Origin of the sequence: Achromobacter sp. SIMBA_011, assembly GCF_046535435.1 — a bacterium.
Taxonomy (GTDB): domain Bacteria; phylum Pseudomonadota; class Gammaproteobacteria; order Burkholderiales; family Burkholderiaceae_B; genus Achromobacter; species Achromobacter dolens.
The window spans coordinates 1143017-1157930 of record NZ_JAWRWN010000002.1 but is presented as its reverse complement, the minus strand read 5'-3'; the positions used below and the strand labels follow the sequence as shown (position 1 = coordinate 1157930).

At 68.4% G+C, this 14914-nt stretch carries 13 protein-coding genes and 2 pseudogenes; 9 read left to right on the top strand and 6 right to left on the bottom strand.

The genetic code is table 11. The annotated features are described in order from the left end of the window. Nucleotides 1-10 precede the first annotated feature (10 nt). Together SB816_RS12435 and SB816_RS12430 are read left to right on the top strand one after the other, a co-directional pair. On the top strand, nucleotides 11-802 hold the full coding sequence (locus SB816_RS12435) for a molybdopterin-dependent oxidoreductase (protein ID WP_410547063.1): 792 nt from the start codon (nucleotides 11-13) through the stop codon (nucleotides 800-802). A 47-nt stretch (nucleotides 803-849) separates the two neighbouring features. Beyond that, nucleotides 850-1065: pseudogene (locus SB816_RS12430) on the top strand (pentapeptide MXKDX repeat protein); the annotation flags it as partial. On the opposite strand, the pseudogene SB816_RS12425 reads toward SB816_RS12430, so the two are convergent. Further along, a pseudogene (locus SB816_RS12425) lies at nucleotides 982-1266 on the bottom strand (hypothetical protein); the annotation flags it as partial. The pseudogenes SB816_RS12430 and SB816_RS12425 sit on opposite strands and share 84 nt — an antisense overlap. Between SB816_RS12425 and msrB the strand changes: the two are divergent. The 4 genes from msrB to SB816_RS12405 all read left to right on the top strand — a co-directional run bounded on the left by msrB (nucleotide 1254) and on the right by SB816_RS12405 (nucleotide 6516). Then, complete coding sequence (gene msrB / locus SB816_RS12420) at nucleotides 1254-1754, top strand: peptide-methionine (R)-S-oxide reductase MsrB (RefSeq protein WP_116792642.1); 501 nt, start codon at nucleotides 1254-1256, stop codon at nucleotides 1752-1754. The pseudogene SB816_RS12425 and the gene msrB sit on opposite strands and share 13 nt — an antisense overlap. A gap of 35 nt (nucleotides 1755-1789) precedes the next feature. Next, complete coding sequence (msrA, locus tag SB816_RS12415) at nucleotides 1790-2488, top strand: peptide-methionine (S)-S-oxide reductase MsrA (protein WP_064523111.1); 699 nt, start codon at nucleotides 1790-1792, stop codon at nucleotides 2486-2488. Between the two features lie 532 nt (nucleotides 2489-3020). Then, nucleotides 3021-5828, top strand: coding sequence for an autotransporter domain-containing protein (locus tag SB816_RS12410; RefSeq protein WP_410547062.1), 2808 nt, complete (start codon nucleotides 3021-3023; stop codon nucleotides 5826-5828). Nucleotides 5829-6015: 187 nt separating this feature from the next. Continuing rightward, the gene (locus SB816_RS12405; protein ID WP_063583237.1) at nucleotides 6016-6516 is read left to right on the top strand and encodes a hypothetical protein; all 501 of its coding nucleotides are present in this window, start codon (nucleotides 6016-6018) and stop codon (nucleotides 6514-6516) included. Nucleotides 6517-6600: 84 nt separating this feature from the next. Here SB816_RS12405 and SB816_RS12400 read toward each other — a convergent pair whose 3' ends face one another. Next, entirely contained in the window at nucleotides 6601-7152 is a 552-nt protein-coding gene (locus SB816_RS12400; protein ID WP_049074093.1) for a Dps family protein, read from the bottom strand. A 158-nt stretch (nucleotides 7153-7310) separates the two neighbouring features. After that, a complete protein-coding gene (locus SB816_RS12395) occupies nucleotides 7311-7976 on the bottom strand; it encodes a TetR/AcrR family transcriptional regulator (RefSeq protein ID WP_175143809.1) in 666 nt (221 codons plus the stop codon). Between the two features lie 127 nt (nucleotides 7977-8103). On the opposite strand from SB816_RS12395, the gene SB816_RS12390 reads away from it, so the two are divergent. After that, nucleotides 8104-8805, top strand: a complete 702-nt coding sequence (locus SB816_RS12390) for a DAPG hydrolase family protein (protein WP_064523120.1) — start codon at nucleotides 8104-8106, stop codon at nucleotides 8803-8805. Between the two features lie 109 nt (nucleotides 8806-8914). Continuing rightward, on the top strand, nucleotides 8915-10105 hold the full coding sequence (locus SB816_RS12385; RefSeq protein WP_410547061.1) for an MFS transporter: 1191 nt from the start codon (nucleotides 8915-8917) through the stop codon (nucleotides 10103-10105). A 25-nt stretch (nucleotides 10106-10130) separates the two neighbouring features. Here the strand turns inward: SB816_RS12385 and SB816_RS12380 are convergent, their stop codons facing one another. Next, a complete protein-coding gene (locus SB816_RS12380; protein ID WP_395756557.1) occupies nucleotides 10131-11525 on the bottom strand; it encodes a PLP-dependent aminotransferase family protein in 1395 nt (464 codons plus the stop codon). A gap of 116 nt (nucleotides 11526-11641) precedes the next feature. Here SB816_RS12380 and SB816_RS12375 point away from each other — a divergent pair, with 116 nt between their 5' ends. Then, on the top strand, nucleotides 11642-12505 hold the full coding sequence (locus SB816_RS12375) for a DMT family transporter (RefSeq protein WP_175143806.1): 864 nt from the start codon (nucleotides 11642-11644) through the stop codon (nucleotides 12503-12505). Nucleotides 12506-12567: 62 nt separating this feature from the next. Here SB816_RS12375 and SB816_RS12370 read toward each other — a convergent pair whose 3' ends face one another. Together SB816_RS12370 and SB816_RS12365 are read right to left on the bottom strand one after the other, a co-directional pair. Beyond that, a complete protein-coding gene (locus SB816_RS12370) occupies nucleotides 12568-12780 on the bottom strand; it encodes a YbdD/YjiX family protein (protein WP_100504858.1) in 213 nt (70 codons plus the stop codon). A 17-nt stretch (nucleotides 12781-12797) separates the two neighbouring features. Further along, on the bottom strand, nucleotides 12798-14882 hold the full coding sequence (locus SB816_RS12365; protein ID WP_410547060.1) for a carbon starvation CstA family protein: 2085 nt from the start codon (nucleotides 14880-14882) through the stop codon (nucleotides 12798-12800). Nucleotides 14883-14914 lie beyond the last annotated feature (32 nt).

The window sequence follows — 14914 nt, the reverse complement described above, 5'->3', positions numbered from 1 at the left end:
GGAGCCCAACGTGAGCGCAAAACGACGCCTGTCGCTGCTGGGCCTGGATGGCCCGGCGATCCTGAAGGAAGCCGTGAAGATCCTGGACAAGCGGGTCGAAGTGCCCTCGCGCCGCGCCTTCCTGCGCCGCGGCCTGACGCTGGGCGGGCTGGCGATGCTGTCCGGCTGCACGCTGTCCGACGATGAAAACGTGGAAAAGGCGCTGACCGCGGTGTCGCGCTTCAACGACCGCGTGCAAGGCTGGATCTTCGATCCGAACAAGCTGGCCCCCACCTACCCGGAATCGATGATCACCCGCCCGTTCCCGTTCAATGCCTATTACGGCATCGACGAGGTGCGGCAGGTCGAGGAAGAGAGCTTCCGGCTGGAAGTCACCGGCATGGTGGCGGACAAGCGCCGCTGGCGGCTGGAAGAGCTGCGCGCCATGGCGCAGATCGACCAGGTCACGCGCCACATCTGCGTCGAGGGCTGGAGCGCCATCGGCAAATGGGGCGGCGTGCCGTTCTCGACCTTCCTGAAGCGCGTGGGCGCCGACCTGACCGCGAAATATGTGGGATTCAAGTGTGCCGATGACTACTACACCAGCATCGACATGCCGACCGCGTTGCATCCGCAGACGATCCTGGCGCTGACTTACGACGGCAAGACCCTGCCGCCGGAGTACGGCTTCCCGATGAAGCTGCGGATGCCCACCAAGCTTGGCTACAAGAACCCCAAGCACATCCAGGCGATTTTCGTCACCAACACCTACCCGGGCGGTTACTGGGAGGACCAGGGCTACAACTGGTTCGGCGGCAGCTAGGTGGTTTTCACTTTTTTTCCCACCACGACACACCAGAGGAACGCATCATGAAGACACTCACCACCGCCGCATTCTCGCTGTGCCTGGCTTTTGGCGCGGTCGCCGCGCACGCGGCCGACAGCATGTCCAAGGACGGCATGTCGAAGGACGGCATGGCCAAGAGCGGCATGTCGAAGGATGGCATGGCCAAGGATGGCATGGCGAAGGACGGCATGTCCAAGGACGGCATGTCGAAGAACTCCATGTCCAAGGACGGCATGTCGCACGACGGCATGAAGAAGGACGGCATGGCCAAGGATGGCATGTCGAAGGATGGGATGTCCAAGGACGGCATGTCCAAGGGCGGCTCCATGAGCAAGGACAGCATGGGCAAGTAAGCCCGCCCGCCAACCATCCCGCGTGCGCCGCCCCGGCCGCGCCGCGCGCGGGCCCGCTTTCCCGAGGAGCCCCCATGAGACTGACACGCAGGCATTTCCTGGGCGCGGGCGGCGCCTTCGCGGCCGCCGCCGGCCTGGCGCCGCTGCTGGGCGGGCGCGCCGCGCGCGCCGCGCAGCCCCGCGCCTACCCCTATACCCTGACCGACGCCGAATGGCGCGCCAGGCTGACCCAGGCGCAGTACGACGTGCTGCGCCGCGAGGGCACCGAACGGCCCTACACCAGCCCGCTCAACGACGAGCATCGCGCCGGCACCTTCGCCTGCGCCGGCTGCGCCCAGAAGCTGTTTTCGTCGGCCACCAAGTTCGACAGCGGCACCGGCTGGCCCAGCTTCTGGCAGCCGCTGGAACACGCCGTCGACACGCTGGAAGACCGCAGCTTCGGCATGACCCGCACCGCCGTCAATTGCGGCAATTGCGGCGGCCACCTGGGCCACGTCTTCGACGACGGCCCGCGCCCGACCGGACTGCGCTACTGCATGAACGGCGTGGCCATGAACTTCACCCCGCAGGCCTGATCGCGGCCGGCGTCATTTTTCGAGGATTGCGCATCATGTTCCTTCGTCCCTTCTCCCGCGCCCGCCAGGCCGCGCTGGCCGCCGCCGGCGCCCTGTTCGCCCTCGGCACGGCCGGCGCCGCCGAGACTGCCTTCATCATTCCGCCGCCCGCGCTCGACGCGTCGGCGGCCGGCGCGGCCCAGGAAAAAGCCGTGATCGCCGGCGGCTGCTTCTGGGGCGTGCAGGCGGTGTTCCAGCACGTCAAGGGCGTCTCATCGGCGGTCTCCGGCTACGCGGGCGGCCAGGCAGCCACCGCCGACTACGACACCGTCAGCGGCGGCCGCACCGGCCACGCCGAATCGGTGGAAATCACCTATGACCCGAAGCAGGTCAGCTACGGCCAACTGCTGCAGATCTATTTCTCGGTGGCGCACGACCCGACCCAGCTCAACCGCCAGGGCCCGGACAGCGGCACCCAGTACCGCTCCACGGTGTTCCCGGCAAACGACGACCAGCGCAAGGTGGCCGAGGCCTACATCGCCCAGTTGAACAAATCCGGTGTGTACCCCAAGGCGCTGGCCACCACGGTGGAACCGCTCAAGGCCTTCTACCCCGCCGAGGGCTACCACCAGGACTACCTGGTGCGGCACCCGTACAGCATGTACATCATGGTGAACGACGTGCCGAAGGTGGAGAACCTGGCCAAGACCTTCCCGGCGGCGTATCGCGACAAGCCGGTGCTGGTGAATCCATAGGCAGCGGGTGAATCCGCGGGCGGCAGGCGGACCGGGCTGTCATTGGCGGCCGCCGGCGGGGCTTGCCGCGCCGGCGGCCGCGCCACGCGCGGCCGTCGTTGCCGTCGCGCGCCGTGCAGCCGGGAAGGCGCTGTCGCGATGGCCTAAAAGCGCGCGTCCTGACCATTTTCGCGGCGCCTCGATAAGCAAGATAAATAATAAAAACCGCGCCGATTCTTAAAATCAAAAATCAGCACTTATCGTGCCTGAAAGATAATATAGAATGTATCAATTCCAGCCATATTGATAATACGGACGGTATCCAAAACATCAATAAAAACAAACGGTTGGTATCCAAACAGCCGAAAACCGCAGCCTTGGATGGTATCTTTAAGGCAGTTTTTTAATCTGCAAAAAAGCAGGTATAAATTGCGTCCTTTTTCCACCGGCCCGTCCATTCCATACAAAGTATTTCAGCCACCGGAAACACGATTTCCGTGGGCAATTGCGTATGGCATCGGGACCTCGGGCCGAGACAAAAAGGATTCCAGTCTTGATATACGGCACGAACAAGTGGCTGACGGCCACGGTCGCATTGAGCACCACCTGCTGCGGCGCCGCCATGGCGGCCGACCTGACGGTGGCGTCCGGCAGCACGCAGGTGTTCGACGGCTCGGCCGCCTTCCCCGGCGGCGTTGACGTCAACGGCGGCACCCTGGTGATCGGCGGCAACTGCGGGGGCGCCGGCGTCACCCTCACCGGCAACGTCAACGCGGCCGCCAACGGCACCGTCTCGGGCTTCGGCGCGATCAACGGCAACCTCGACGTGAACGGCGCGCGCGTCGCCCCCGGCTACCCGGTGGGCACCCCCACCGGCGTGTCCAACGGCAACCTCGTCGTCAGGGGCGACCTGTCGATGAACAACGCCGTGTTCGACTTCGAGACCGGCTACGCGGGCCTGCCGATCACGCAGCCCGGCACCGGCGACAACATCACGGTCGCAGGCAACGCCACCCTGAACAACACCACGTTGAACGTGTCGGTCAACACGCTGGGCACCAACGCCGGCTACTACCGCATCCTGTCATACGGCGGCACCCTGAGCGGCAACGGCCTGACGCTGGGCAGCGTGACCGGCGACTCGCAGCCCGCGGCGACCATCCAGTCGCTGACCGGCGACAAACAGATCAACCTGATCCTGGGCCCCAGCACCACCAATCTGTGGAACGGCAACGGCGCGGCATCCGCCACCCGCGCCGGCGGCGGCAATGGCACCTGGAGCGCCGCCAGCGGCAACTGGAACAGCCCCACCAACGCCACGGGCGCCCTGCCCGACAGCGGCTACGCCATCTTCACCGGCGCGGCGGGCACGGTCACGGTCGATGGCGGCGCCGGCCCGGTGCGCGTGTCGGGCATCCAGTTCGCGACCGACCGCTATACCGTGCAGGGCGCGCCCATCACCCTGGTGGGCAGCGGCGGCAACCCGCCAGCCCTGGTGGTCGGCGACGGCACCTATGCCTCGGGCCAGTTCGTCGACACCATCCACAACCCGCTGCAAGGCACCCAGGGCTTCGTCAAGACCGGCCCGGGCTCCCTGATCCTGACGGCCGACAGCAGCGGCCTGAGCGGCCCCATCCTGATCGCCGACGGCGCCCTGGAGATCGACGGCAAGCTGAACGGCCCCCTGGACATCGGCCGCGAGGTCGTGCTGGCGGGCGTCGGCCAGGTCGGCGCCACCACGCTCTACCCCACCGCCGTGATCTCCCCGGGCAACGACGGCTCGCCCATCGGCACGTTGACGGTCAACGGCAACCTCGCCTTCGGCGCCGATACCGTCTATCGCGTGCACGCCGATCCGGCCAGCAGCGCCAGCGACCGCATCCACGTCACCGGCGTCGCCACGCTGGATGGCACCGTGGCGCACGTCGGCCCGGCCGGCAACTATGCGCCGCGCACCACCTACAACATTCTCACCGCCGACGGCGGCATCCAGGGCCGCTTCACCGGCGCCTCCAGCGCCTACGCCTTCCTGACGCCCACGCTCAGCTACGACGCCAAGAATGCCTTCATGACGCTCACGCGCAACGACGTGCCGATCGGCAGCATCGGCGGCACCGGCAACGAAGCCAGCGTCGGCGGCGCGCTGGACCAGGAAGATCCGCCCGCGAGCGGCAACGGTTCGACCTCCGGCGGCAATGGTTCGGCCTCCAGCGGCAATGGCGCGACGGCCCCCGGCAACGGCTCGCCCGTGGTCGGCAGCGGCAGCACTGCGGCCGCCGGCACCGGCGCCCGCCAGGTGACCACGGCCGTGCTGACGATGACGCCCAATGAAGCGCGTTCGGCCCTGAAGCAGTTGTCCGGCGAGGCCTACGCCAGCACCGCCACCGTGCTGCAGAGCCAGGCCGACAGCGTGCGCGCGCTGCCGCTGGATCACCTGCGCGGCAACCTCGACGCGCCGGTGCGCGCCGGACAGCCGACCGCCCAACTGGGCGCGCCGTCGGCCGACGCGCTGCCGCAGAGCGGCGCGTCGCCCGTCTGGGCGCAGGCGTTCGGCAACTGGAGCACCTTCGCCGGCGACGGCAACGCCTCGAGCGTCAGCCAATCGTCCGGCGGCCTGTTCGTCGGCGGCGATGGCGCGGTCGGCGGCGGCTGGCGCCTGGGCGGCGCGGTCGGCTACGTCGGCAGCCACAGCTCGCTGGCCGATTCCGCCTCGCGCACCGACGTCGACAGCTACACCGCCACGATCTTCGGCGGCCGCAATTTCCAGGCCGGTCCCGGCCACCTGCGCTTCATGGCCGGCGCCGCCTACACCTGGCACGACATCAACACCAAGCGCGACGTCGCGGCCGGCAGCCTGAACCAGCGCCTGGAGTCGTCCTACCGCGCCTCGTCGACGCAGCTTTTCAGCGAGCTCGGCTACCACCTGCCGCTGAGCGATGCCTACAGCATCGAACCCTATGCCGGCCTGGCCTGGAACCAGCTTCGCACGCGTGATTTCGAGGAATCGGGCGGATCGGCCGCCCTGCGCGGCAAGGGCCGCACCGACGACGTGACCAGCAGCACGCTGGGCCTGCGCGGCGCCTGGCAGTTCGAGTCCAGCGGCGCGCCGGGCCGCCTGACCGCCTCGCTGGGCTGGCGCCACGCCATGGGCGACGTCACGCCCAGCCAGCAACTGGCCTTCGACGGCGGCGGCACGTTCTCGGTGCGCGGCGTGCCGATCGCCAGGAATGCCGCGGTGGTCGGCCTGGGCGCCGAAATCGCGCTCGCCCGCAACACCACCGCCGGCGTCGCCTACGACGCGCAGTTCGGCGGCGGCAACCGCCAGCAGTCGGGCCTGCTCAAGCTGGCCGTGCGCTTCTAGGGCAACGCCGCGAGACCGGGGCGTTCCCGCCGCGCCGGGAACGCCCGCGCGCATTGCGCTACAGTGCGGGGGGCAGGCGGAATCCGGCCATCCGGATATCCGCCCTGCGCACCCATGATCTCTTCGGCCTGGCGCGGCAACTCCGCCCGCGAGGCCGCGAACCCATGCCCCCAGGAAAAGCACAGTAGTGAACGACACCCACATGCCGGACGACGGCGACTTCCACGACCGCAAGGAACAGGGCGCCACGCTGTGGCGCGACGATGGCTGGACCGCCCGCATCATCAAGAACGAAGACGACGACGGCTGGGCCGTCGAGATGACCCTGGACGGGCAGGCCGAACCGGCCCTGGTGGGTCCGTGGACCATGGGCCGCGACAAGAAGAACCCCAAGCCCCTCGACACCCCCGCCTTCCACACCCTGGTCAAGACCGCCAACGAAGTCCTGCGCCGTCACGAACAGCAATTGCACGCGACGCTGCACAAGAGCGTGAAGATCGATGCGGCCGCCGGCCGCGTCACCGTCAAGCTGGATATCGTGCCCGACGAGGACGAGCCCTATGCCGTGCTCAGCGCCTACGACGAATCGGGCGAACAACTGGCCGAAATCCACGTGGCGCCCACCTACAAGCTGAGCGTGCAACGGGCCTCGGAATGGGCCCGTGGCGGGTTTGGGCGCGAGGGCTGACGCACCGGCAACCGGCGGACCGCCCTTCGCCCCGCCCTCTCCCGCCCCCCGATACAAGGGCCGGGAAACGGCCGCCTACGCCGTTCAATGACCGGTGCTGTCGCCCTGCCGGCTGGCCTCGAACAGGAACCAGGTGCGCCGCTCGGTCTCGTCGATCCAGTTCTCGATGAGGCTGGAGCTGGCGATGTCGCGATGCTCGTCGGTCACGTTGTGGGCCTCGCGCAGCGTGGCCGCCAGGGTCTTGTTGTCTTCGCGCAGCTCGGCCAGCATGTCCAGCGGCTGGACGTAGTCGGCATCGTTGTCGGCGATGCGCTGGGTGCGCGCGATATGGCCGATGGAACGCAGCGTGGTGCCGCCGATCTTGCGGATGCGCTCGGCGATGGGATCGGTCATGGCGAACAACTGGTCGCCCTGCTCGTCCAGCAGCAGGTGGTAATCGCGAAAATGCGGCCCGCTGACATGCCAGTGGAAGTTCTTGGTCTTCAGGTACAGCGCGAACACGTCGGCCAGCACCTGGTTCAACACCGCGGAGATATCGCGGGTGGCGGCGGCGGCCAGATCGGTGGGGGTTGCCAGCGGACGCTTGCGCAGCGTCTTCGCCGCCTTGGTGGTCTTCGCATTCAGTTTCTTGGCCATGGAATCGCAGCTCCTGGAAATGATTCGGAAAACACGCGCGCGGCGCAATCGGTCGCGCCGCGACGTCCCAGGGTAATTCCGTATGCGCGCTTTGCCAATGGCCGCGCGCGGCTGGCGCCAAGCTGAATCGATATGCCCGCGCGGGCATGACGCCATCACTAGTCCGGCAGGACCTCGAACACCCGCCCCTGCCCGGAGAACAGCGCCACGCAAGCCTGGATGCGATCCGCGATGGAGCCCCGCGGCAGCGGCTCGGCCAGGCCCAGCGCCATCTGCCGCAGCGGTTCGGCGATGGTCATGGCCAACAGCAGGCCGGCGGTCTCGCGCGGTTGCTTGATGCGGATCAAACCGCGCGCGGCCAGTTTCTCGAACCACCCCGCCAGCATCGCGGTGCCGCGCTCGATGCCGTTTTCCTGATACACCGCCAGCAGCGCGTTGCGCGCCGGAAAATCGGCCGTCAACAAACGGAACATGCCGACGGCGTCGGCCGACAGGGCGCGGTCGGCGATCGTCTGCAGCACCCGCGCCAGCGCCGGCAGCACCTCGGCGGCGCTGGCGACCTCCTGCGCCAGCGCCGGCTCGAAGCTGTCGGTCCAGCCGCGCACCACCTGCGCCACCAGGTCCTCGCGATTGGCGGCGAAGCGGTACACGGTTTTCTTGGCCATGCCGGCGCGACGGGCCACCGCTTCCAGCGTCGCGCCGCCATAACCTTCGTTCAGCAGCAGCCAGGTGGCGGCGTCGAGGATCGCGGCGCGCAGTTCGGCGTCGGGTCGGGCGGGACGGCCGCGCGGGCGCGGCGCGGCGGATGAGGCAAGGGACGCCATGGGCGATTGGTTCTCCTGATGTCGAGTGGGCGATCTTACACGGTCCATTTATTTTGGAAACGAATAACGTTTCTTTAATGTAGAATCGGCTTTCCCTTATGGCTTTCCCTTATCCCGGAGACCTCGCATGACCACCCCGCACCCCGATGCGGCGCACATCGCCGCCGACATGGACAGCCTGCTCGATCCCGCGCCGCTGCGGCTGGAGACCGGCATTGCCCGGCTGCCCGGCGGCGGCCTGGTGGTGGCCACGCGCACCGACCTGCATGGCTGCAAGGGCCGCATGCTCGACTGGTGGTTCAAGTTCTTCCAGACCACCCAGCACATCAAGTGGTGGCATCCGCACGACCATGTCGAGCACCGCGGCTGGGACAGCGCCTGGCGGCGCGGCGAAAGCTATATCGGCGCCTCGATCCACGCGGTGGAGTCGCTGGCCGACCTGCCGCCGGTGGCCGCCCGGCTGAAATTCCACGCGCCGCAGGAGGCCTTCGACGCCGCGCGCCTGCGCGCCGCGCACGGCAACCAGGACGTGTCGGCGGCCATCTACGCCCGCATCGGCTTCGGCGACCACATCCAACTCGACGCCGATGGCGATCCGCGGGATGGCCAGATGATCCACCTGGCGCGCGACACGCCGTTCGGCTGCGTGCTGCGCAGCCGCTTTTACCTGGGCCTGTCGAGCCCACGGCCGCAACAGGACGTGCCCGACGTGCTGGGATTGAACCTGCTGCGCCATTGCTATACCGAGTTCACCTACCTGTCGCGCTTGCTGCCGTCGATCTATTACGGCGAGCACGCCAACGGCGAAGCCGCGCCGCTGCCCTGGTAAGGCCGACACGGCCGTTGCGATGGCAAGGCCGGCGCGGCGGCGCGGAGCCGGCCGGGCGGAAGGAGTATGCTACGGCGCTTCCTCCCAGCCACACTCCCGTCACATCGCTATGCGCGGCAACCCCGACGCCCGGCAAGGCGCTATCGCCCTGCATGGGTTCTACTTCCTGTACTACGGCTTGCAGGGCGTCAGCATCCCGTTTCTTCCCCTGTGGTTCGCCAGCCGCGGCCTCGACCCGGCGCTGATCGGCCTGATCGTGGCGACCTCGTTCCTGCCCAAGATCCTGTCGACGCCGGTGGTGGCGCACGTGGCCGACCAGCGCGGCAGCGCGCATGGCCTGATCTTCGCCGCGCTGACCGCTTCGCTGCTGCTGTTCATCTGCTACCCGTTCAGCGCGGCGCCGGCCTGGCTGTTCGCCGTCACGCTGCTGCTGAACGCCGTGTTCCCGGCGGTGCTGCCGCTGCTCGACCGCATGGCCATCGCCAGCAGCCGCGGCCAGGGCAATTCCTACACCATCATCCGCGCCTGCGGCTCGCTCGGCTTCGCCGTGGTGACGGTGGCCGGCGGCTACCTCATCAAGACCTTCGACGCCGATTGGGTGATGTGGCTGTCGATCCTGCTGATCGTCGCCTGCCTGGCGTGCGTGCGCCTGTTGCCGCGGGCCGCGCGCCCGAGCGCCGAGGAGGCGCCTGCCGAGCGCGCGCGGCTGCCGATGCGCGAGATCCTGCGCGACCGGCCGCTGCTGCTGTGCATCGCCGCCGCATCGCTGGTACAGGCCAGCAACGGCTTCCTGTATTCGTATTCCACGCTCTACTGGACCGACCGCGGCCTGTCGACGGCGCTGATCTCGACGCTGTGGGCGGTGGGCGTGGCCAGCGAAGTGCTGTTCTTCTTCCTGGCGCCCAAGGTGCTGGCGCGGCTCGGCGCCCAATGGCTGATCCTGGTTTCGGCCGCCATGACCGCCCTGCGCTGGGCCGGCCTGTCGGCCACCACCGACCCGGGCTGGATCGCGGCGCTGCAAGTGCTGCAATGCTTCACCCTGGCCGGCAACAATGCCGCCATCATGTGGTACATCGCGCGCCGCGTGCCGGCGGCCTGCAAGACGTCGGCCATCGCGCTGTATGCGCTGCTGTCGGGCGGGGTGTTCATGTTTGGCAGCATTCAACTGGGCGGCGCGCTGTATCGCGGTTACGCGCCGGCAGGCTTCCTGGTGATGGCGCTGTGCGCGGCCTGCGCCATTCCGCTGGTGCTGGCCGCCGAGAAGCGGACCCGCCGCGACGCGGCGGCCAACGGCTCCTAGCGCGCGGCCCCATCCACGGGACCGCTCACGCCGAGCGCGCCGCGGCCAACGCCCGCGCCAGCGTGTCGAATACGCGCGGATCGGTGGACTGGGCCACGTTGAAGCGCAGGCAGTCGCCCGCGCTCAGCGACACGCTGAAGGCGTTGCCGGGCGCCAGCACCACGCCGTCGCGCAGGCAGGATCGCGCCACCGTCGCCGCGTCAATGCCGGCCGGCAGGCGGCACCACAGGAACATGCCCGCCTTCGGCTGCAGCCACGGCACGATGCCGAGCGCCCGCAGCCGCGCCGTGACGCTGTCGCGCTCCTCGGCCAGCCGCTGCCGCACCCACTCCATGTGCCTGCGGTAGCCGCTGTCGGTCAAGGTCCGGAACACCACGTCGGCCGCCAGCCGCCCGCCGCCGAACGTGGTGGCGATCTTCAGGTCGGCCAGGCTGTCGATCCAGTCGCCGCGCGCCGCGATGAAGCCGCAGCGCAGCGAGGCCGAGATGGTCTTGGAAAAGCTGCCGATCTGGATCACGCGTGACAGGCCGTCGAAGGCCGCCAACCGCGGCGCCGGCGTGTGTTCGAAGTCGGCGAAGATGTCGTCTTCCACGATCACCAGCCCCGCGCCGTCGGCGGCCTTGAGCAGCCGGTGCGCCACCAGCGGCGACAGCGTCGCGCCGGTGGGGTTGTGGATGCCCGAATTGGTGATGTACAGGCGCGGCGCGTGCTCGCGCAGCGCCGCCTCGAAACGCGCCACATCGGGCCCGTGTGGCGTGTACGGCACGCTGACCACGCAGGCGCGGTGGGCCTTGAGCAAGGCGTGGAAATTGAAATAGCAGGGATCATCGACCAGCACCGTATCGCCCGGTTCCAGCAGGAAGCGGCAGATCAGGTCGATGGCCTGGGTGCCGGACTCGGTCAGCATGAGCTGCTCGGGCGCGGTCTCGATGCCGGCGGCGGCCAGGCGCCGCGACAGGACCTGGCGCAGCGCGGGGTGGCCGAGGGGCGTGGCGTAATCGGTCAATTCCAGGGAATCGGACTTGGCCAGCGCGCGCAGCGCGCGGCGGATGCCGGACTCGTACATCCAGTCGCCCGGCAGCCAGCCGCAGCCGGGCCGCAGCGCGTCGGGCGCGGCCTCCAGCGACTGGCGCGAGACCCACAGCGGATCGATCTCGCGGTCCAGCTTGGGGCCGATCTCGGTCAGCGCCAGCGGCGCCACCGGGCCGGCGACGTAGAAGCCCGAACCTGGCCGCGACGTGATGCTGCCTTCGGCGGCCAGGCGTTCATACGCCTCCACTACCGTCGACACCGACAGGCCCATGGCGCCGGCCTGCGCGCGCACGGACGGCAGGCGCGCACCCGGTGAGTACGCGCGCGATGCGATGCGCGATCGCACCTGCGCCATGACCGCCTCGATCCGGGTGCCGCCTGATGTCATTTCGCCTCCATCCGTACTGGACTGTTTTGCATAACAGTTATTTTAAATTGTACTGGACTGTCTCTGGGAAACGCGGCGTCCGGATGCTTCACTGGACGCTTTGCGCGGAGCAGTGCATGGACAAGGCAACCAGCGGTTGGATCAACGGTTTCATCGGCGTGGCGATCTTCGCCGGCTCGCTGCCCGCGACGCGGGTGGCGGTGGCGGAGCTGGACCCCATCTTCCTCACCTGCGCCCGCGCCACCATCGCCGCCGCGCTGGGCTGGGCCCTGCTGTGGCTGCTGCGCCAGCCGCGACCGCGGCGCGCCGACCTGCCCGCCCTGATGCTGACGGCAATCGGCGTGGTGCTGGGCTTTCCGCTGCTGACGGCGCTGGCGCTGCAGCACGTCACCTCGGCGCATTCGATCGTGTTCGTCGGCCTGCTGCCGCTGTCCACCGCGGTGTTCGCGGTGCTGCGCGGCGGCGAACGGCCGCGGCCGGCATTCTGGCTGTTCTCGGTGGCGGGCTCGGCCTTCGTGGTGGGGTACGCGCTGACGGGCGGATTGGACGTGTCGCTCAAGGGCGACCTGCTGATGCTGGCCGCCATCGTGGTCTGCGGCATGGGCTACGCCGAGGGCGCCAGGCTCTCGCGCACGCTGGGCGGCTGGCAGGTCATCAGTTGGGCGCTGGTGTTGTCCTTGCCGGCAATGCTGCCGCTTGCGCTGCTGACCCTGCCTTCGTCGTTCGCGCAGGTCACCGCGGCCGGCTGGATCGGCCTAGCCTACGTGTCGCTGTTCAGCATGCTGATCGGCTTCGTGTTCTGGTATCGCGGCCTGGCCCAGGGCGGCATCGCCGGGGTAGGCCAGTTGCAGTTGTTCCAGCCCTTCATGGGCCTGGGCCTGGCGGCGCTGCTGCTGCATGAGCAGGTCAACTGGACCATGCTGCTGGTGACACTGGCCGCCGTCGTCTGCGTGGCCGGGGCCCGCAAGCACGCCCGTTGAACGCCATTGGCGCCGGACAAAGCCGGCGCCTTTTGCCATCGCGATCGACGAGCCGTGGCCCGTCAGCAGCAGCCGATGCGTTTCTTGCCGCCGTAGCGGGCGTCCTGCCGCTCGCGGAAGAAGTCCTCGTAGCTCATGGGCTCCTGGTCGGGATGGGTGCGCCGCATGTGCTCGACGTAGTTCTCGTAGTCGGGCACGCCGACCATCAACCGCAGGGTCTGCCCGAGGTAGCGGCCGGCGGCGCCGGCCGCCGAGGTCATGTTGGAAAACAGCATGGCGGCGCCTCCTTGCGTCAGTCCGCGCCGGCGGCCATGGCCGGCAGCGCTTCGTAGGGCGTCTCGCGCGCGGTCGGCCGGTTCTCGGCGCGGGCGCGCATCACCGAACGGATGCCGAACACCACGATGCTGACCACCACGAACATGAAGATCGCGCACAGGCCGGCGTTGATGTAGTCGTTCAGCACCACGCGCGACATTTCCGCCAGCGACTTGGCCGGGGCCAGCACCTTGCCTTCGGCGATGGCGGCGTTGTACTTGGCCGCGTGCGACAGGAAGCTGACCTTGGGGTCGGCATGGAACAGCTTCTGCCAGCCGGCGGTCAGGGTGCACGCCAGCAGCCACAGCGTGGGCAGCACGGTGACCCAGGCGTAGCGGTCGCGCTTCATCTTGAACAGCACCACGGTGCCCAGCGTCAGCGCGATCGCGGCCAGCATCTGGTTGGCGATGCCGAACAGCGGCCACAGCGTGTTGATGCCGCCCAGCGGATCGACCACGCCCTGGTACAGGAAGTAGCCCCACGCCGCCACGCACAGGCCGGTGGCGATCAGGTTGGCGGGCAGCGACTCGGTGCGCTTGAGCGACGGCGCGAAGGTGCCCAGCAGGTCCTGCAGCATGAAGCGGCCCGCGCGGGTGCCGGCGTCCACGGCCGTCAGGATGAACAGCGCTTCGAACAGGATGGCGAAGTGGTACCAGAACGCCATCATGCTGGGGCCGCCGATGGCCTGGTGCAGGATGTGCGCCATGCCCACGGCCAGCGTCGGCGCGCCGCCGGCGCGCGAGATGATGGTGCTTTCGCCGACGTCCTTGGCGGTCTGCACCAGGTCGGCCGGGGTGATCACGAAGCCCCAACTGGACACCACCTGGGCGACCTGGTCGGGCGTGGTGCCGATGACGGCGGCCGGGCTGTTCATGGCGTAGTAGATGCCCGGCTCGATCACGCAAGCGGCCACCAGCGCCATGATGGCGACGAACGACTCCATCAGCATGCCGCCGTAACCGATGTAGCGGGCCTGGGTTTCGTTCTCGATCAGCTTGGGCGTGGTGCCCGACGAGATCAGGGCGTGGAAGCCCGACACCGCGCCGCAGGCGATGGTGATGAACAGGAACGGGAACAGGTTGCCCGACCACACCGGGCCGGAGCCGTCCACGAACTGCGTCAGCGCCGGCATTTTCAGCTCGGGCGCGACCACCACGATGCCGATGGCCAGGCCGACGATGGTGCCGATCTTCAGGAAGGTCGACAGGTAGTCGCGCGGGGCCAGCAGCAGCCACACGGGCAGCACCGAGGCGATGAAGCCGTAGACGATCAGGATCCAGGTCAGGCCCTTGCCGTCGAAGTCGAACATCGGGCCGATGACCGGATGCGCGGCCACGTCCTGGCCGAAGGTGATCGCCGCCATCAGGCCGACGAAGCCGATGATGGACACTTCGCCGATCTTGCCCGGGCGGATGTAGCGCAGGTAGACGCCCATGAACAGCGCGATGGGAATGGTGGCGGCCACCGTGAAGGTGCCCCACGGCGAGTGCGTCAGCGCCTTGACCACGATCAGCGCCAGCACCGCCAGGATGATGACCATGATCATGAAGGCGCCGAACAGCGCGATCACGCCCGGGATCTTGCCCAGCTCGGACTTGACCAGGTCGCCCAGCGAACGGCCGTCGCGGCGGGTCGAGATGAACAGGATGGTGAAGTCCTGCACGGCGCCGGCGAACACCACGCCGGCCAGGATCCACAGCATGCCGGGCAGGTAGCCCATCTGCGCGGCCAGCACGGGGCCGACCAGCGGGCCGGCGCCGGCGATGGCGGCGAAGTGGTGGCCGAACAGCACGTGCTTGTTGGTCGGGACGTAGTCCAGGCCGTCGTTGTACTTCCAGGCCGGCGTCATGCGCGTGGGATCAAGGCGGAACACCTTGTTGGCGATGAAGCGGCTGTAATAGCGGTATGCGATCAAGTACACGCAGACGGCGGCAATCACCACCCATAGCGCGTTGATGGTCTCCCCTCTGGCCAGCGCCACGGTGCCCAGCGCGAACGCGCCCAGGACCGCAACCGCCAGCCAGACCAGGTGCTGACCCAGTCCCTTACTGCTGGTTTGCATAAGTGCTCCTCTTGCCTCCCGCCATGCTTTTG